The organism is Acinetobacter sp. 251-1 (assembly GCF_030329305.1).
In the GTDB taxonomy this organism is placed as follows: Bacteria; Pseudomonadota; Gammaproteobacteria; order Pseudomonadales; family Moraxellaceae; genus Acinetobacter; species Acinetobacter piscicola_A.
This window is the reverse complement of sequence record NZ_JACANS010000010.1, coordinates 1-19,588: the sequence shown is the minus strand read 5'-3', so window position 1 is coordinate 19,588 and position 19,588 is coordinate 1. Positions and strand designations below refer to the sequence as shown.

At 38.3% G+C, this 19,588-nt stretch carries 16 protein-coding genes; 14 read left to right on the top strand and 2 right to left on the bottom strand.

Going from position 1 to position 19,588, the window contains the following annotated elements:
• Nucleotides 1-33 precede the first annotated feature (33 nt).
• From HX129_RS09645 to HX129_RS09590, 12 genes are all read left to right on the top strand, one after another.
• Nucleotides 34-1,245 carry an ABC transporter ATP-binding protein gene (locus HX129_RS09645; protein ID WP_130073319.1) on the top strand — a complete coding sequence of 404 codons (1,212 nt, stop codon included), beginning with the start codon at nucleotides 34-36 and terminating at the stop codon, nucleotides 1,243-1,245.
• Nucleotides 1,239-2,951, top strand: a complete 1,713-nt coding sequence (locus HX129_RS09640; protein WP_286434667.1) for a putative 2-aminoethylphosphonate ABC transporter permease subunit — start codon at nucleotides 1,239-1,241, stop codon at nucleotides 2,949-2,951. Before HX129_RS09645 ends, HX129_RS09640 begins: the two co-directional genes overlap by 7 nt.
• 123 nt (nucleotides 2,952-3,074) lie before the next feature.
• Complete coding sequence (locus tag HX129_RS09635; protein WP_286434666.1) at nucleotides 3,075-4,229, top strand: TIGR03364 family FAD-dependent oxidoreductase; 1,155 nt, start codon at nucleotides 3,075-3,077, stop codon at nucleotides 4,227-4,229.
• Nucleotides 4,230-4,285: 56 nt separating this feature from the next.
• Complete coding sequence (gene phnW, locus HX129_RS09630) at nucleotides 4,286-5,398, top strand: 2-aminoethylphosphonate--pyruvate transaminase (RefSeq protein WP_286434665.1); 1,113 nt, start codon at nucleotides 4,286-4,288, stop codon at nucleotides 5,396-5,398.
• 57 nt (nucleotides 5,399-5,455) lie between these two features.
• A complete protein-coding gene (phnX, locus tag HX129_RS09625; protein ID WP_286434664.1) occupies nucleotides 5,456-6,271 on the top strand; it encodes a phosphonoacetaldehyde hydrolase in 816 nt (271 codons plus the stop codon).
• Between the two features lie 207 nt (nucleotides 6,272-6,478).
• Entirely contained in the window at nucleotides 6,479-6,886 is a 408-nt protein-coding gene (locus HX129_RS09620; RefSeq protein ID WP_286434663.1) for a cation efflux protein, CzcI-like, read from the top strand.
• 50 nt (nucleotides 6,887-6,936) lie between these two features.
• On the top strand, nucleotides 6,937-8,295 hold the full coding sequence (locus tag HX129_RS09615) for a TolC family protein (RefSeq protein WP_286434662.1): 1,359 nt from the start codon (nucleotides 6,937-6,939) through the stop codon (nucleotides 8,293-8,295).
• A 1-nt stretch (nucleotide 8,296) separates the two neighbouring features.
• Nucleotides 8,297-9,577 carry an efflux RND transporter periplasmic adaptor subunit gene (locus HX129_RS09610; protein WP_286434661.1) on the top strand — a complete coding sequence of 427 codons (1,281 nt, stop codon included), beginning with the start codon at nucleotides 8,297-8,299 and terminating at the stop codon, nucleotides 9,575-9,577.
• On the top strand, nucleotides 9,567-12,725 hold the full coding sequence (locus tag HX129_RS09605) for an efflux RND transporter permease subunit (protein ID WP_286434660.1): 3,159 nt from the start codon (nucleotides 9,567-9,569) through the stop codon (nucleotides 12,723-12,725). Before HX129_RS09610 ends, HX129_RS09605 begins: the two co-directional genes overlap by 11 nt.
• 192 nt (nucleotides 12,726-12,917) lie before the next feature.
• A complete protein-coding gene (locus tag HX129_RS09600; RefSeq protein WP_130073327.1) occupies nucleotides 12,918-14,696 on the top strand; it encodes an amidohydrolase in 1,779 nt (592 codons plus the stop codon).
• Nucleotides 14,697-14,742: 46 nt separating this feature from the next.
• Complete coding sequence (locus tag HX129_RS09595) at nucleotides 14,743-15,495, top strand: SMI1/KNR4 family protein (protein ID WP_286434659.1); 753 nt, start codon at nucleotides 14,743-14,745, stop codon at nucleotides 15,493-15,495.
• A gap of 111 nt (nucleotides 15,496-15,606) precedes the next feature.
• Nucleotides 15,607-15,720 carry a hypothetical protein gene (locus HX129_RS09590; RefSeq protein ID WP_286434658.1) on the top strand — a complete coding sequence of 38 codons (114 nt, stop codon included), beginning with the start codon at nucleotides 15,607-15,609 and terminating at the stop codon, nucleotides 15,718-15,720.
• 180 nt (nucleotides 15,721-15,900) lie between these two features.
• On the opposite strand, the gene ilvA is transcribed toward HX129_RS09590, so the two are convergent.
• Nucleotides 15,901-17,439, bottom strand: a complete 1,539-nt coding sequence (gene ilvA, locus HX129_RS09585) for a threonine ammonia-lyase, biosynthetic (protein WP_174492501.1) — start codon at nucleotides 17,437-17,439, stop codon at nucleotides 15,901-15,903.
• Between the two features lie 116 nt (nucleotides 17,440-17,555).
• Between ilvA and rpiA the strand changes: the two genes are divergently transcribed.
• Both rpiA and HX129_RS09575 read left to right on the top strand, forming a co-directional pair.
• The gene (gene rpiA, locus HX129_RS09580) at nucleotides 17,556-18,227 is read left to right on the top strand and encodes a ribose-5-phosphate isomerase RpiA (protein ID WP_107008774.1); all 672 of its coding nucleotides are present in this window, start codon (nucleotides 17,556-17,558) and stop codon (nucleotides 18,225-18,227) included.
• 129 nt (nucleotides 18,228-18,356) lie between these two features.
• Nucleotides 18,357-19,034, top strand: coding sequence for a YgjP family zinc-dependent metalloprotease (locus tag HX129_RS09575; protein WP_286434657.1), 678 nt, complete (start codon nucleotides 18,357-18,359; stop codon nucleotides 19,032-19,034).
• Nucleotides 19,035-19,257: 223 nt separating this feature from the next.
• Here HX129_RS09575 and HX129_RS09570 read toward each other — a convergent pair.
• Nucleotides 19,258-19,588: lipocalin family protein (locus HX129_RS09570; protein WP_286436168.1), on the bottom strand; the 331-nt coding region annotated here is incomplete at its 5' end.

The following is a 19,588-nucleotide window of genomic DNA, read 5'->3' as shown; positions in this document are numbered from 1 at the left end:
ATACAAAATAAGGTCTTCAGTCTTAGGTGCAATATGCAAATCCCATCGCATTTACAAAAGAGTCAAACAGGGCATGTTATGCCAAACACAGCAGGACATCTGCTTGCAACGCTTAGAACATTTAAAATGACAGAATCAAAAACAGTGCTTGAAGCGGTTGATATTCAAAAATCTTTTGGGAAAACCAGAGTTTTAGAACATATTAATTTAGATTTAAAAGCAGGTGAATTTGTTAGTTTTTTAGGACCTTCGGGCTGTGGGAAAACCACATTATTACGCATTATTGCGGGGCTAGAACAGCCTGATTATGGAAAAGTCATTAAGCAAGAGATTGACATTACTCATTTTAATACTGCAAAACGTAAATGTGGCATTGTATTTCAAAATTATGCGTTATTTCCAAACTTAACAGTCGCGGAAAATATTGCATTTGGTTTGCATAAAAAACAATGGTCTAAACCGCAAATTCAGGCACGGATCACTGAACTGCTCGATTTGATTGAGTTGCCAAACATCGCTGAGAAGTATCCCAATCAATTGTCAGGTGGGCAGCAACAGCGTGTTGCTTTAGCACGCGCGATTGCACCAAAACCTGATTTGTTATTGTTGGATGAGCCTTTGTCTGCTTTGGATGCCTTGGTACGTTTAAACTTACGTCAAAAAATTCGAAATATTCAACGGCAGTTAAATTTGCCTGCCATTATGGTCACGCATGATCAAGAGGAAGCTTTGAGTATTTCTGACCGTGTCGCAGTGATGAATAAAGGTGTGATTGAACAACTGGATACACCACATAATATTTATTACAAACCACAAACGCGTTTCGTGGCGCAGTTTATTGGCAGTATGAATTTTATGCAGGCGGTAGCAGTAGATGCACATTGTTTAAAAATTGCAGCGCAAGATGTACTGGAGTTTCCACATTTAACATGTGTTCAAGGTGAACATTTTGAAATAGCATTTCGACCTGAAAATATAACGTTATTTACACAGCACGATCTTACTGATTTGCAGCAGCAAGCGACAGGTTTAAAATTGCCCATTCGTATATTAAATATGGAGTTTTTAGGGGCAAAGCGTCGTTTATTTTGTGAGTTAAAAAACCAAAATTTACAAGAAAAAGCGACTGTCATTCAGGTCGATATTGATCATCAGTACATGGCAGCGATCGCAGATGATATGTATTTATATGTGCCTATGCATGCTTTACATGTGTTTGATTCACGAGGGCATGCAAGATGTTAAATCAATCTGCGGCAGACGCTTTGTTAAAAAGTCAGACAGCACAGCGTTCTCGTTATTCCTTGCGTTCAAGTATGGTGCTTGCGGTTGCTGCTATTTTATTGACTTTAAGCTTAATTGCACCGTTATTCATGCTGATGCAAAGTGCATTTTTAAATGAACAACGACAATTTGTAGGCTTAGAAAATTTTATTCAATATTTTGCCAATCCTGCCTTAATGTCATCCATTTTTAATTCAATATGGGTGTCCTTGACGGCGATGTTGATCGCAGTCAGCTTGGCAAGTGTTTATGCTTTTGCACTGACCAATTGTAATATTCGCGGCAAAGCTTTTTTTAAAATCGTGGCATTTTTACCGATCCTTGCACCCTCTATTTTACCCTCTTTGGCATTGGTGTATTTATTTGGGCAACAAGGTGTTTTGAAAGGTATTTTAGGTGATGTCGAAATTTATGGTCCGCTTGGTATTTTAATCAGCTATTGCTTTTGGTTATTTCCAGCCATGGTCATGTTAATGATGGGCGCATTTCGTAATATTGATCAGCGTTTAATTGAGGCATCGCATTCTTTAGGCAAAAATACGTGGCAAACGCATAGGGCAGTGACTTTACCTGCGATCCGTTATGGTTTGGTCAGTGCCTGTTTGGTGGCATTTACTTATGTCATTACCGATTTTGGTATTCCTAAAGTCATTGGTGGCTCATTTAATATGATGGCTTTGGATGTTTATAAACAGATCATTGGTCAACAAAATATGAATATGGGCGCAGTGATTTCAATTTTATTGTTATGTCCTGCGGTGTTGGCATTTATTTTTGATCGTTACCAAAGTCGCCGTCAAGAACGTTATCAAAATTTTCAAATCCAACCTTATCGTATGCACAGTCATCCTACACTTGAAAAAGCTTTAATGGTGTTTTGTAGTTTGATTTCTGGCGGCATTGTACTGATTATTGTGACCGCAGTTTTGGCATCTTTTATTCGCTATTGGCCATATGATTTGTCTTTAACACTCAGTCATTACCGTTTTGATTATGTTGATGGCGGTGGTTGGGCGAGTTATTTTAATTCGATTAAATTGGCATTGTTAAGCACTGTAGTCGGGACGATTTTAATCTTCATCATTGCTCTGTTTACGGAGCGTTTTAAAAGTCATCCGATGTTAAAAAATTATGTACAAATATTGGTGCTATTGCCTTTGGCTGTACCTGGTTTGGTACTCGGAATTGCCTATATCTTATTTTTTAATACACCTGAAAACCCATTGTCATGGCTATATGGCAGCATGATGTTATTGGTGATTTCAACCATTATTCATTATTACACTGTGCCACATTTGACTTTGAGTAATGCCATTAAACAAATTCCGACACAGCTTGATCATGCTGCACAAAGCTTGGGGACTTCACATTGGAAAATGTTTCATAAAGTGTATTTACCACTGACTTTTCCTGCTTTATGTGATGTATCGGTGTATTTATTTGTCAATGCTATGACCACTGTTTCAGCTGCAATTTTTCTGTACTCGCCTGATACCAACTTGGCTTCAGTGGCGGTGCTGAATATGGATGATGCGGGTGATACCGTGGCAGCGGTTGCGATGAGTATTTTGATTTTACTTACGTCATGTGCTGTTAAGTTGGTGCATTGGTTATTCACTCGAAAAATGATGGCGTCAACTCAGCGATGGCGTGAACAAAGCCACTGATCATAGACTGATCATTCAATATTAACTCTTAAATTTTTTAAACCATTTGTAATGAATTAAACGCTTGTTTTTAGGCGCTTGGGATTTTGCGTCCTGAAAAAAGTAAATAAGGTGAAAAGTAGCATGAATACAGCACAATTTGACTTAATTATTGTCGGTGCAGGCATTTTAGGATTATCAGCTGCAATTCAAGCAGCAGAGCAAGGCTTAAAGGTACAAGTCTTTGAAAAAGATGCACAACCCGTTGGCGCAACACGGCGTAACTTTGGCATGGTGGGGACATCAACACTGAGCCGCCCAGATGCAAAATGGCGTGAATATGCTTTAGCAACTCGTGAGTTTTATCAATGGATTCAGGCACAAACCGATATTTCATTTCAACAACGTGATGGTTTATATGTGGCAAATACGGAACTGGAATGGCGAGTTTTAAACGAGTTTGCACAGGCAGCACCACATTATCAGATTCCTGTGACCTTATTATCAAAACAGCAACTCTTTGAACAATATCGCTATTTTAATCCTGAAACAGCAATTCGTGGTGGCATGCTATTTCATGAGGATTATTCAGTTGAACCACATTTGGTTGGGCTACGTTTATTGCAATATGCAGAAAAGCTTGGGGTACACATTCAGTGCAATGCTTGTGTGGTACAGACGCAGTCGAGTCAAGGTAGAGCGCACATTCGTTTGGCAACAGGGCAAACATTCACAGCAAATAAAGTTTTAATCTGTCATGGTGAAGTGACTCAATTACTTTATCCCGATCTATTACAACAAAAAGGGCTATTGCGTTGTACTTTGCAAATGGCGATGACAAAACCCTTAAAAGTCACTTTGAATGCTTCAATTTATTCAGGTTTATCAATCTCTCGTTATCCTGCTTTTGAAATTTGCCCAAGTCATCAAGAGTTAAAAACTCAATCACAAACAGGCTTAGTCGAAAAATACGGTATTCATATTTTGATCAAGCAAAATCAATTTGGACAACTTATTTTGGGCGATAGTCATGAATATTACCCGATTGATGAAACGCCACAATTTAATCAACGCGAAGAAATTAATCAATTTATTTTGCAATATTGTAAAGAAAATATTGGCTTAGAACTGCCTGAAATTGAGTCACGTTGGAATGGTTATTATCTCACGCATCCTACTGAATTGGCATGTGTGACAGAGGCTGAGCCAAATATTTTCTTGGTGAGTGCGATTGCAGGTAAGGGGATGACTACAGGTGCAGGATTTATGAAAGAAATGTTAGAAAATTATGTTTTGTAATCTGGTTTAAACCAGATTGTATTATGCTGTATTGAATTGAACAAAGGTTAAGCAAAATGAATGCACATATTGAGTTGGAAAATAAATATTTATTATTAACACCAGGACCATTGTCGACATCTGCAAGTGTCCGCCGTGTCATGCAGCGAGACTGGTGTACATGGGACAAAGAATATAATGGATTGGTGCAAGACATTCGTCACCGTTTGGTGACGTTGGCAACACAACATACTGAAAAATATAGTGCAGTATTGATGCAAGGCAGTGGCAGTTTTTCAGTTGAAGCGGTTTTAGGTTCCGCTATTCCACACAATGGCAAAATTTTAATTATCAATAACGGTGCTTATGGCGCACGTATGGTGCAAATGGCGCGTTGTTTAAAAATTGATGTGGTGGAATTGGCATATGCTGAAACACAAATGCCAAATTTAGCAGACATTGAAAAAGTACTCGAAGATGACAGCATCACACATGTGTCTTGTGTGCATTGTGAAACCACGACAGGTTTACTTAACCCGATTCAAGAGATTGGTAAAATTGTCAAAGCGAAAAATAAAGTGTGGATCGTAGATGCGATGAGTTCATTCGGTGGTGTGCCGATGGATATTGCAGATTTAGAGATCGACTTTTTAATTTCCAGTGCCAACAAGTGTATTCAAGGTGTACCAGGATTTGGTTTTATTATTGCAAAAAATGAACAATTACAATCATGTAAAGGCTTGGCGCGTTCAGTCAGTTTAGACTTATATGATCAATGGAACACCATGCAACAGCATGATGGAAAATGGCGCTTTACATCACCTACACATGTGGTACGTGCATTTTATCAAGCACTTTTAGAACTTGAACAAGAAGGTGGTGTGGCTGCACGTTATCAACGTTACACAAATAATCAACAGCGCTTGGCCGCAGGCATGCAGGCATTGGGCTTTGAATTGGTCTTAGATTCAAACCAACCTCAATCACCGATTATCACCACATTTTTATATCCAAATGAAGCAGATTTTAGCTTTCAAGCCTTGTATGAAAATCTGAAACAAGCAGGGTTTGTAATCTATCCAGGTAAAGTCACCGATTTAAATTGTTTCCGTATTGGCAATATTGGTGAGGTTTATCTAGATGATATTGAAAGACTTTTAAATGCAGTTGAGCAATATCGTCAGGCTTAATTTTATTTTTTACTTATTTATTGATCAATTTAAGACATAAACTTTTAGGACAAACTTATGAACACTTCAAATTCATTATTACAAGCCGTTGTTTTTGATTGGGCAGGTACAACGGTAGATTTCGGATCACGCGCACCAATTTTGGCATTTATGGCATTATTTGCAGACAATAAAGTTGAAATTTCAATTGAAGAAGCACGTGCGCCCATGGGTTTAGAAAAACGTGATCATATTGCTGCTGTGTTAAAAATGCCACGTGTTGCAGACGCATGGCAACAGGCACATGGCGCAGAAGTGACAGTGGCGGATATCGACCGTTTATATCAAGACTTTATTCCATACCAATTAAAAACCATTCCACAATGTTCACAATTGATTTCAGGTGCATTAGAAGCTTTTGCAGATATTCGTGCGCGTGGTGCAAAAATTGGCAGTAACACAGGTTATGCATCGATGATGATTGGTCAGTTAGTTCAAGATGCTGCTGATCAAGGTTATGTACCTGATTGTATTATTACCGCAAGTGATGTGAAGCATGGTCGTCCATATCCTGAAATGCTCTGGAAAAACCTTATTGAACTTGATGTTTCTGATATTAAAACAGTGGTAAAAGTTGATGATACCGTGGTGGGGATTGAAGAAGGTTTAAATGCTGGTTGCTGGACGGTGGGTTTGGCAGTCAGCGGCAATGAAGTCGGCTTAAGTTTTGATGAGTGGTCAGCGCTTTCTGCATCTGAACAAGCAAACTTAAAAGAAAAAGCCTATGCAAAAATGAATGCTTCAGGTGCACATTATGTCATTGATAGTATTGCTGATCTGCCTGCGGTATTAGATGCAATTGAGCAGCGCCTAGCAAATGGTGAAAAGCCTTAATGCAGTTTTTGTATAAAAAATACCAGTCTTGATGGCTGGTATTTTTTTGTAAAGATTTAGATTGATAAAATATCTCTCATCATGAAGTCTTTGAATAGATGTAAAGTGTTCATTTGTATTTAAAGGTGAGCTAATTTCACATTTGTAATTTTATAACAAAGCAAATTTCGCTATGCTATAGCGGTTTATAGGTACATTGATCTAAAAATGTTGAAACGAAGTGGTTGGATTACATTGCTCTTTGCTTTGTTGACGTTCCAAAGTCTTTGGAATGTTGCGGCAGCATTTTGCGTGCATGAAGAAATGACATTCAGCCAGAGTTCAACGCAACATTTTGGTCATCATCAAATGACTCAGTTTTGTCAAAGTGAATTTAAAATCTCACATGCACCTAGTCATCTTTCAAGTGATTTTTCATTTTTAGAGGATGATCATCAAGATCATTTACCCTCATTTAATGCCCTGATTTTGGTCGAAGAACAAGACTATTTTATATTTTTAAATCGTCAAATCATTGCATTAGTCAATGCATTGCCTTGGTATAATTTTTATCAATCGCCTGATCTGACATTAAATAACCCGCCTCCAATTTTAGCCCCACTACAGGTGGGGTAGTCGCAAACAGCCCACCACTTTTCTTTATTTTTTAAAAGTGGGGCATGTTCATGTCAAAAAAATATTTTCAACAACAATCACATGTTGTTGCACAGCAATGCTTTAGGCTTAAATATATTGCTTGTAGTGTCGCTTTATTTACACTCGGCTCGTGGGTCAATGCGGCACCAATTTCATTGGAGCAAGCACTTGAAAAGACACAGGCTTATCAAGCATCACAGCATATTTGGACGATACAAAACAATATTGATACTGCCAATGTGAAGCAAAGTCAGTTATGGAAAAACCCTGAGCTGAGTATAGAACAAACAGGTTTTGATTCTCATCAAGAACAAGAGTTATCCATTGGTATTTCACAAGAACTGGATGTGTTTGGTGTCAGAAAAGCCAATCGTCAACTGGCGGTATTGGCACAAGATCAAAGTGCATTACAGCAGCAGATTTATCAGGCACAACTCGAACTCGCAGTAAAATATCTATGGTCACAATTGGCGATTGCTGAGTTAGAAAAGCAGATTACACAAGCTCAATTGAGTGTCAGTGAGGCAAATGTCAATGCGATTCAAAAAAGGTTTCAAGCAGGCAGTGTCGCAGAAGTTGATTTAAAGCGTGCAAAACTCAGCCATAGTGAAAATATCCGTTTATTTAAACAAGCGGATTTACAAGTTCAATTGGCACAGCAACAACTGTCCAGTGTTTGGGGTGAGTCAGATAAAACATTAAGTGTAACAATGCGTCCATCATTGTTGTGGCCGAGTGCAAGTCATGACAATGTGCAGCGTTATTTGACAGAAAATTATATTGAAAAATCTCGTCAATTACAGCTAAAAATCTCCAATGCACAAATAGAACAAAGTAAGGCAGTCAGTCGTCCAAATCCTACAGTCAGTTTTGGTGTGAATCGTAGTAAATCACCTGAAAATTCAAGTGAAAATCAAATGATGTTAGGGTTAAGTCTGCCACTTAATATTTTTGATCGTCAACAATATCGTGTGCAGGTTCAACAACAAAAACAAGAGGCGCTTACCCAACAACAGTCTTTTTATACACAGCAAAATGCCTTACGTATTGGGACTTTATTGACCGAATTACAAGGTTTAGAAGTGCAGTTTAAAGAGATTGAACACACTCAACTTGTGCTTGCCACTGAAGTACAGCAAAAAACTCTACTTGGATTTAGTGCAGGAAAATTTGCTTTAACAGATGTACAGCAAGCGACTTTGCAACTGCAAGAGATTCGTCAACGTAAAGTTGAATTGTTAAAACGCGCATGGCAAAACGCGATCACAGCTGAAAGCTTAAGTCTTGGTTTAGAACCCAGTGCTGTCATGTCAAATGATAGCTTAGCTGGAATCAATCAAAGTCTTTGGGACAATATTCAGTCATTGCCAACGGTAGGGGGAAACTAAAATGATCAAACAAAAATTAGATTTAAATACACAATCAGGAAAAGTTTCTCAGTCTATTTTGATCCTCATTGCGGTCATTAGTACTGCAATTTTAGCTGCGGCATTGATTTGGTGGACGAAAGATCAAGCCAAAACAGATGAACATGGGCATGGTGCAGAAGAATCACATGCGGAGGAAAAAGAACATGAAGAAGGTGAAGAAGGGCATGCACATGATGAAGGTAAAGATACAGAACAAGGACATGCTGAAAGTATTGCTTTAACCGCACAACAGTTGGTTGAACAAGGTATTCAGTTAGCTAAAGTTGAACAAGGCAGTGTAATGAAGTTGGCAACTTATCCTGCAAAATTGACGGTAAATACCGACCAGCAAGCCCATGTTTCACCTAATTTTAGTGGTCATGTTGAGGCAGTTTATGTGCAGTTGGGACAATCTGTTCAGAAAGGGCAAGTGTTGGCAACTTTACTTGTTCCCGATTTGGTCGACCAACAAGCTAACTTAAAATTAGAGCAAGCCAATTTACAATTAGCAAAACAAGATTATGAGCGTGAACGTCAACTTTGGCAGCAAGGGATCTCTGCTAAACAAGATTATCAACGTGCATATAACGCCTATCAACAAGCACAAATTCAAGTACAAGCAGCTCAATCTCGCTTAAGTGCTTTTGGTGCGGCAAGTTCCAGTCGTGGGCAATATCAGCTTAAAGCACCCATTTCAGGTGTGATCAGTAAAAAAGATTTGGTCGTAGGTGAAAATGTGCAACTTGCAGATCAGCTTTTTGTGATTGATCAGTTGAATCAATTATGGCTTGAATTTATTGTGCCGCATGCCGATGTACAACATTTTAGTCCAAACCGAAAAATTAACTTTAAATCATTACAGTCAGGCAATCATTTTCAAGCAGAAGTGCAAAGTTTAAATACTGAAGCAGATGCACAAACAGGACGTTTACAAGTCAGAGCTAAAGTCTTGTCACAGTCGGCAGAGTTGAAGCCAAATTTAATGGTCAATATTTTATTAGAACAAGGCACGACACAAGGCATTCGTATCCAAAAAAGTGCAATACAGCAAGTTGATGGACAAAGTGTTGTATTTATTGCGAAAAATCATGATCAAAAAATCGAGTTTAGCACCCAGCCTGTACAATTAAATACTGAAATTGATGATCCTGAATGGGTCAGTGTAATTTCTGGCGTCAGTGTCGGACAGCAATACGCAGCGCAAGGGAGTTTCTTACTAAAATCAGAATTAGAAAAAGGAGAGGCGACCCATGAACACTAACTCGCCTCAAAACGAACATTATTTACCTAAGCCCGAAGGCTGGTTTGACCGTATTATTCAGTTTTCTATTCAAAATGCGATTTGGGTCATGCTCTTTGTGGTGGCGTGGATGGGTGTAGGAATTTATAGCTATCAAAAATTACCCATCGATGCTGTTCCTGATATTACCAATACGCAAGTGCAAATTAATACCCAAGCCAATGGTTTTACGGCTTTAGAAACTGAGCAACGCATTACCTATCCGATTGAAAATGCGATGTCAGGTTTGCCAAAACTCGAACAAACACGTTCGATTTCACGTTATGGTCTATCGCAAGTCACCATTATTTTTGAAGATGGAACCGATATTTACTGGGCACGGCAGTTGATTAATCAACGTTTACAAGAAGCTGCAAGTGAAATTCCAGTTGGTATTCAGCCCACGATGTCCCCGATTTCTACAGGCTTAGGTGAAATTTATCAATGGGTGATTAAAGCTGAGCCAAATGCAAAAAAAACAGATGGAACGCCCTATAGCGCAATGGATTTACGCGAAATCCAAGACTGGGTAGTACGTCCACAGTTACAGCGAGTTGCTGGCGTTGCTGAGGTTAATAGTATTGGTGGCTTTAATAAAACCTTTGTTGTAACCCCTGATTTAACACGTTTGCAGCAATTACAAATTCCATTAGGTGATTTACAAACAGCTTTAACTGAAAATAATGAAAACCGTGGTGCAGGTTATATTGAAAAAAATGGGCAACAACTCACTGTTCGTGTACCGGGAACACTTAATAGCCTAAGTGATATTGAGAATATCAGTATCGCCAATAAAAATGGTTACCCAATTCGTGTTGCTGATATTGCGACAGTTTCTGTTGGGCACGACTTACGCACAGGTGCAGCAACCTATAATGGCGAAGAAGCTGTACTCGGGATCGCCATGATGATGATGGGAGAAAATAGTCGAACTGTTGCCCAAGCGATTGATGCGAAAGTACAAAGTATTCAAAGCAGTTTACCCAAAGGTGTGATCATCGAAACGGTTTATGATCGTACTCATTTGGTTGATCGTGCCATTAAAACTGTACAAAAAAATTTGGTTGAAGGTGCAATCTTAGTCATCATCATTTTGTTCTTATTTTTGGGAAATATTCGTGCAGCTTTAATCACTGCGTGTGTTATTCCTTTATCCATGTTGTTTACCTTGTCAGGCATGGCAGAACAAAAAATTAGTGCCAACTTAATGAGTTTAGGGGCATTGGATTTCGGGATTATTGTGGATGGTGCGGTGGTCATCGTCGAAAACTGTATTCGACGCCTTGCTGAAGCACAAAAACATCGAGGGCGTTTATTGACACGTTCCGAACGTTTTACTGAGGTTTTTTTAGCAGCGAAACAGGCACGACGTCCTTTAGTTTTTGGTCAATTGATTATTCTTGTTGTCTATTTACCGATCTTTGCTTTGTCTGGGGTTGAGGCAAAACTCTTCCATCCGATGGCAATGACAGTGGTTTTAGCCTTACTTGGTGCAATGATCTTATCCGTAACTTTTGTTCCTGCGGCTGTGGCATTATTTGTCAATGGTGCTGTAAAAGAAACTGAAAGTCGCTGGATGCATGGTTTAAAAACACGCTATGAAAAAATGTTGGATTGGGCGTACGAATTTCGAGGTTTTGTTTTAACAGTTGCATTATGTATTTTAGTTTTAACGGGAGTTTTAGCCACAAAAATTGGAAGCGAGTTTGCACCTCAACTGAGTGAGGGAGATTTTGCAGTACAACAAATGCGCTCACCAAGTACAGGGCTAGAGCAGTCTTTACGGATGCAAGAAAATACAGAAAAATTATTGTTAAAAAAATTCCCTGAAATAAAAGCAATTTTTGCCCGAACAGGAACAGCAGAAGTTGCAACGGATGTCATGCCACCCAATATTTCCGATGCTGTTCTATTGTTAAAGCCACATGATCAATGGTCAAATCCAAAAGAAAGCATTGATGAATTACGTCAACGTATGATTGCATTTTTGGACACTTTACCTGGAAATAACAGTGAGTTTTCACAGCCGATTGAGCTACGTTTTAATGAGCTGATTTCAGGTGTACGTAGCGATGTCGGAATCAAAATTTTTGGTGATGATATGGAAGTTTTGAACCAAGAAGCCAATCGTATTGCACAAAAAGTTCGGGCTATTTCAGGGGCAACAGCCGTCAATGTTGAACAAACCAGTGGGCTACCTTTATTAAATATTGATATCGATCATACCAAAGCTGCACAATATGGTTTATCTGTAAAATCTATTCAAGACTTAGTGGCGATGAGTATGGGTGGACAAAGTGTGGGCATGATTTTAGAAGGAGACAAACGCTTTGATTTTGTAGTGCGTTTAGATGAAGCACAACGCACACCTGAGCAATTGGCACAACTTCCAATTCAACTACCGAATGGTGGTTTGATCCAACTGCAAGATGTCGCAAAAGTTGAAAATATTTTAGGCATCAACCAAGTCAGTCGTGAAAATGCCAAACGTCGAGTGGTGGTGACTGCGAATGTAGAAGGGCGTGATTTAGGTTCCTTTGTCAAAGAATTACAGAGCACGTTAGCCAAAGATACTTTACCTAGTGGTTACTGGTTAGATTATGGCGGTCAATTTGAAAATCTGATGTCAGCAAAAGCACGTATGCAATGGGTTGTACCTTTGGCTTTGATCACGATTTTTATTTTATTAATGGCTGTATTCCACAGTATAAAAGAAAGTCTTTTAGTGTTTTCAGGTGTGCCATTTGCATTATGCGGTGGGCTTGTTGCACTTTGGCTCAGAGATATTCCATTATCAATGTCGGCAGGGATTGGTTTTATTGCTTTATCGGGTGTAGCTGTGTTAAATGGTTTGGTAATGTTGACGTTTATTAAAGAATTACGTCAACAGTTTGATATTCATCATGCCACATGGAAAGGTGCAGTGATGCGTTTACGCCCTGTATTGATGACGGCTTGTGTCGCAGCTTTAGGTTTTGTGCCGATGGCATTGGCAACGGGTACAGGTGCAGAAGTACAACGTCCATTGGCAACTGTCGTGATTGGTGGAATATTGTCATCTACCGCATTAACTTTAGTGCTTTTACCTGTGCTTTATCGTTGGATCAATGAAAGAAAAGTAATGAGATAAGGCTTTGAAATATTTAAAAAGAGCATAAACGAGAGTTTGTGCTCTTTTTCTTTATACATTTAAATCTATTGATCATGAAATAAATACAAAAAATCATTTGATAAATCAAGTTTATTTTCGACATGAAAAATAAAAAATATGTTTATAATCAATCAAGCGATAAAAAATGATAATGAAATGAGGATGAGACAAATGATGCAAAATAAATTTTCTCTAGGTTTAAGTGCTTTATTATTTTCACATGTTGCATTGCTCAGTGCATGTAGTTCTACATCTTTTCAAACACAGCGAGATTTGCCACATACTTTATCAGACCAACCGCAAAATCATGATACAAGTTCATTACTTGTCTATGGTGGCTCTATTTTAACCATGCAGGGGGATCAGCCGCAGTATGTAGAAGCCATGTTGATTGAAGATGGAATCATTCGTTTTACTGGAAAATTAGTCGATGCTGAAAAAATAGCAGCCCAAGCGCAACGCTTAGATTTAAAAAATAAAACCGTGATTCCCGGCATTATTGATGCACATAGTCATTTAAACTCTGTAGGTATGCAACAAACGGTCGCAAACTTATATTCACCTCCTGATGGTAATGTGGTTAATATTGCAACTTTAGTTCAGGCAATGAAAAACTGGGCAGCACAAAACCCTGATTTTATTCAAGCGACTTCAGGCTGGATCATTGGTAATGGTTATGATGATGCACAATTACAAGAAAATAAGCATCCTACAGCAAGCGATTTAGATCAAGTTTCAACCACACAACCTGTTTTGATTTTACATCAATCAGGTCATCTTGCTTCTGTGAATCATAAAGCTTTAGCATTGCTCAATATTACTTCTGCGACAAAAAATCCAGATGGGGGTGTCATTCGTCGTGTAAATGGTACAAATGAACCGAATGGCGTATTAGAGGAAAGTATTGTCATTCAGGCGATGATGCAGGCATTTAAAACTGTGCCTCCACAAATGATGGAAAAAATGGCATTAAAAGCAGTCAACACCTATGTAGAAAATGGTTATACCACTGTACAAGAAGGACGTGCAGATCATGGAACCACTGAGTTATGGCGTAGTCTAGCCAATCGAAATCAATTACCAATTGATGTGGTGTCATATCCAGATATCAGTTCTGAACAAAGTTATATGTTACAACACGGTAGCAGTAAAAATTACCAAAATCATTTTCGCATAGGTGGGGTGAAAATCAGTTTAGATGGTTCACCACAGGGTAAAACCGCATGGCTAACACAGCCTTATATAATTCCACCTGAAGGGCAAGATAAAAATTATCGGGGTTATCCTGCATTTGCACAACAACAAGATGTACAGAAAATGATTGATTTAGCATTTCAACATGATTGGCAAATTTTAGCACATGCCAATGGTGACGCAGCGATTGATCAATATCTCAGTGTGATTACAAATTCACAGAAACATTTTCCAACAGCACAACGCCGTGATGTGATTATTCATGCACAAACGATGCGTGAAGACCAGTTAGACCAAGCTAAAAAATTAAAGCTTATTCCTTCATTTTTTTCACTGCATACTTATTATTGGGGCGATTGGCATGTCGCACAAACCTTAGGTGAGCAACGTGCATCACGTATTTCGCCTACAGGTTCAGCACTTAAACGTGGCATGATCTTTACTCAACATCATGATGCACCTGTGATTCCGCCAAAAAGTATGATGGTGTTAGATGCGACGGTAAATCGCACGACACGCAGGGGTAAAGTGTTAGGTGCAGAGCAGAGAGTCAGTCCTTATATTGCCTTAAAAAGTGTAACAGATTGGGCGGCATATCAATATTTTGAGGAAAAGCAAAAAGGTACATTAGAGCAAGGGAAATATGGTGATTTTGTGATTTTAAGTGATGACCCATTGAAAATAGACAGTCAAAAAATTAAAGACATTCAGATCTTAGCAACGTATAAAGAAGGTCAACTGATTTATCAGCGCTAACTTTATATTGAACGAGTTAGCGTAGGTTATAAAATTTGCAGCGATATTGACTAAAATGGATGGCATGATGTCGGTGGTTTTACCCAAAGATTTAATTGATTTTTTAGCGATGCCATTTGAAATGGAAATGATGTGTCTACCTTGTCATTATCCAGATATCGCTTCATTTTTGGACTTTCAAGAGGGCTATCGATTTTGTGGAAACTCAGCAACTGATTTAACTGGACATCAAGCAGGGGATTGGCATCCAGATGCTTATGTTATCGCAGTGAATTATTTTGCTGATCCCTTTGTGATTTATTTGACAGCGTCTGCGCAAGGTTTCCCTGTGTATTATGCTCAACATGGCGCAGGGCGTTGGAATTTTGAGAAAATTGCTGAAAATTTAGATCAGTTTCAGCAAGATTTAAAATATTTTCAAACTTTACAACAAGATAAACTAAAATTTGCAGCATATATTCAACAACATAAAGATTTAAAAATAGAACTATGGAATGAGTTATATTGCTCATTGCAAAATACTCAAACTTCACAGTTAAATGAAAATACTGTTGTTGAAGAATATACACCTTTGATTTATGGAAAATTAATATTAACTGAAATAGGTCAGCATAAATTAAAAGTCGTGAGTTTTATCAAACAGCATTTGAAGCTAACAGGTGCTGAAGCTTTACATTGTATTCAGCAACTTCCTTTAGAGATCGACACAGGTTCACAGCAACATTGTCAATGTATACAAATACAACTCGAAAATATCGGTGCGACGACTGAATTTTTAGCCAATAAAAATCAATTTTAAATACATGTTTTCTTATATGATGATGAAATATAAAGTTTTTATTTTTAATATTCGCTTTTTTGAAAACAAATAGTTAGTATGTTCATGCTGAATTTAAATTTGGATTGTAGTATGAATTTTTTAAAAAAGAAAAATAAAGCCAGTTTTGTTTTTTTCATTATTACGCTTTATTCATTTCTTGGTTTTGCTTTAGGATATATCATTTGGGAATTTATCTTACAGTAAAATAATATTTGAAGTTTGAGTTTCTCTCCCGACCATCAAACTCAATGAAAATGAGTGTATTTCAATATGCTCATTTTTTATTGTATAAATTTAATGACGATACATAAAAGCAATCAATAAAAAAGCCAGTCTATGATCTATAAACTGGCTTTAATATTTAAAACAATATTTAGATCAATATTATTTTAAGAAACGTTGATAACCTAAGTTATTGGTAATTTCTACATATGGGTAGCTAATACTTTCTAAAGTTTCAACTAAGCCATCTGGATTTTGCTGCGCATCTTCTGCTTCTAAGCCGACTAAAACACGTCCTTCTGCAGCACCGTGATTACGATAGTGGAACAGAGTAATGTTATGGGTCGGACCTAGACGCTCTAAGAAAGTCAACAAGGCACCCGGGCGTTCAGGGAACTCAACACGGAATAAACGTTCATTTTCAATGTCGGCATGACCACCGATCAAGTAGCGAATATGCAGTTTTGCCACTTCATCATCAGATAAATCATCTACGTCATAATGAAGTTTTAAAGCTTCATAGATATCGTGACGTTCTTTTTCCCCTGATTTTAAGCTGATGCCGACAAAGACTTGTGCAGCGCTCGCATCACTTGCACGGTAGTTAAACTCAGTGATATTACGCCCTTGTAAGGCACGGCAGAAATTCAGGAACGAACCTTTTTCTTCAGGAATAGTCACTGCAAAAATGGCTTCTTTACGTTCACCCAATTCTGTGCGTTCTGCGATATAGCGTAAACGGTCGAAGTTCATGTTTGCGCCACAAACAATCGACACCATGTTTTTATTTTCTAAGCCATGTGCTTCAACGTATTTTTTAATACCTGCCAAAGCCATTGCACCTGATGGTTCAACGATACTACGACATTCATCATAAGTGTCTTTGATCGCTGCACAGATTTCATCGGTATTGACCAGTACAACTTCACGTTCAACGATTGGACCTGAGTTATCTGATTTTTGTAATTGAATGACTTCAAAAGGTTTTTCACCAATTTGTGCGACTGCTGTACCATCCGCAAATAAACCGACAGAAGGTAAAATCACGCGTTCATTGGCTTCAAACGCTGCTTTTAAACATGCTGACTCATCATATTCCACAGGGATTACTTTAACATGTGGGGCAACATCGCCTAAATAAGCTGCAACACCTGCGATGAGGCCGCCACCGCCGACAGCAACGAAGACATAATCGACATCACGCCATTGACGTAAAATCTCATTGGCAATGGTGCCTTGTCCAGCCATTACCAATTCATCATCATAAGGTGGAATGAACGCCATATCTTCATCTTTGGCACGTTGGATGGCATATTTATTGGCAACATCAAATGAGTCACCATGTAAAACCACTTCACCGCCTAAGCGTTTCACCGCTTGGACTTTAATGTCAGGTGTGGTTTTTGGCATCACAATAATGGCGCGAATACCCAACTTTTGTCCAGATAATGCCACGCCCTGAGCATGGTTACCCGCAGAAGCAGTAATAACGCCACGTTCCAACTGAGATTTCGGTAATTGACTGATACGGTTATAAGCACCGCGCAGTTTGAAGGAAAAGACAGGTTGCAAGTCTTCGCGTTTAAAGCGAATGTTGTTGTTTAGTTTTTCACTAATTCGTGGCGCTGCTTCGAGTGGGGTTTCGATTGCAACGTCATAGACCGTTGCCTGTAATATTTGTCGAACCAAACGAGACAGCATGTTAATTTTCCATATAACAGTTTAAAATGAGCTTTGATTGTAACAAACCCCCTGCACATTTGCGTTTTTAAATTATACAAAAAGTGCAGAAATTTGAAAATTTATTGAGAGAAGTCATGAGCCTTTATGCATCCCAAGATGAGAAAAAACAAGCAGCAGCCAAAGCAGCTTTAAAACACTTGCCAAAAGGGGGCATTTTAGGAGTCGGTACAGGCAGTACTGTAAATTTTTTAATTGAACTTTTACCTGAGCTGCAACTTGAAGCTGCTGTGGCGAGTTCAGAAGCAACGGCTCAACGTTTGAAAAAACTCGGCATTGAAGTTGTTGATATGAACCATGTCGGTGGTTTAGATGCCTATGTCGATGGTGCAGATGAAATTGATCGTCATATGCATATGATCAAAGGGGGGGGTGCAGCTTTAACCCGTGAAAAAATTGTAGCATCCATTGCCAAGAAATTCGTGTGTATTGTGGATGATTCTAAATGGGTAGAGCAGTTAGGACGTGAATTCCCGCTACCAATTGAAGTGATTCCAATGGCGCGTTCTGCTGTGGCACGTAAAATTGTCTCTTTAGGTGGCGACCCTGTCTATCGTGAAGGCGTTGTGACTGACAATGGTAATGTGATTTTAGATGTGCATAACCTGAATATTTTGAATGCTTTAGAGCTTGAAAAAACCATCAATGATATTCCGGGTGTGGTGTGTAATGGTATTTTCGCCATTAACAAAGCGGATATTGCGGTTGTTGCAACTGACAATGGTATTGAAGAGCGTACAGCGGTTTAACATGCCGTTAGTTCCCTCTCCTTTATAAAGGAGAGGGATAGGGAGAGGATTTATATGAATAATCCCCTCATCCTAACCTTCTCCCTGAGGGAGAAGGGACTCAAAATCAAATGATAAAATTTAGAATAAATGACCCCAAACCTCCCCGAAATCCAAATCACCCATCATGCACGTGCTACTCGATTACGCTTACGTGTCGAACCGACACAGATTCGTTTAACAGTGCCTCGGTTTTGTACAAAACGTCAAATTACAGATTTTTTAAAACAATCCGAGCAATGGATGATTGAAACATGGCAGAAACAACAGGAAAAAGTCGGGAAAGTTGAGAAAGTATTGCCGACTGAACTAAAACTTTTTAATTTAAATCGTCCTTTACAGATTATTTACCAAGATCAGAAAAATTCTTATATTTTTGATGATAAAAATCATCAACTTTTGATCAGTGATCGTGATTCTGCACGTTATTTAAAAGCTTTTGTGATCGCTTATGCCAAGCATTATTTACCGATTTATTTAACACAAGTTAGTAATGAAATTGGTTTAAAGTTTGCTGATTGCTCGATTCGCCAACCTAAAACCCGTTGGGGAAGCTGCACAGCTCAGCACGATATTATGTTGAATAGTGCTTTGGTTTTAGTCGATCAACATATTACTCGTTATGTTTGTGTGCATGAGTTAGCGCATACACGGCATTTTGATCATAGCCCTGCATTTTGGGCAGAAGTTGAAAAACATGATGTGCATTATAAGAATCATCGTAAAATTTTAAAAAGTGGTGTGATGCCATGGTGGTGGGTGGTTTGAATAATTACATTCAATACATAGTTTTCATATTACATAATTTTAGATAGATTTATTGGGTGTATGAAAAATATTCAGATTTACTTTGATTTAAAATAATAGGGTAAAATGGATATTAAAAAATAAACTATTAAATTCAGTTGTTTTTATAGATTGAAATAAGCAGTTTCAAGTCTATTTTCTGAAAACAGATAGTGGGGAAAATAGACTTGAATAATAACTTTAATTATTTATGTTGAGTGTAAATAATATCATTTAATTCATAGCCTAGAGTTTTTGCATAATTAAGATATTCATCAAGAATAGATTGATCGAGTTGTGGTGTACGACTTAATACCCAAAGGTATTTTTTATTTGGTGTTCCCACTAAAGCAGTTTGGTAGTTTTCATCAAGTTTTAAAATCCAGTAGTCTCCACGTGCGATAGGCAACCAACGGATAATACTGGGTAAAAAACTCACTTTTAATTTTGAGTTTTTAGGGGCTTTGTTGCACAAAGATTTGAAATGCAAAGCGCCCCTAATTGATCCAAATTTAAGGCGTAACTTGGGTAAGTGG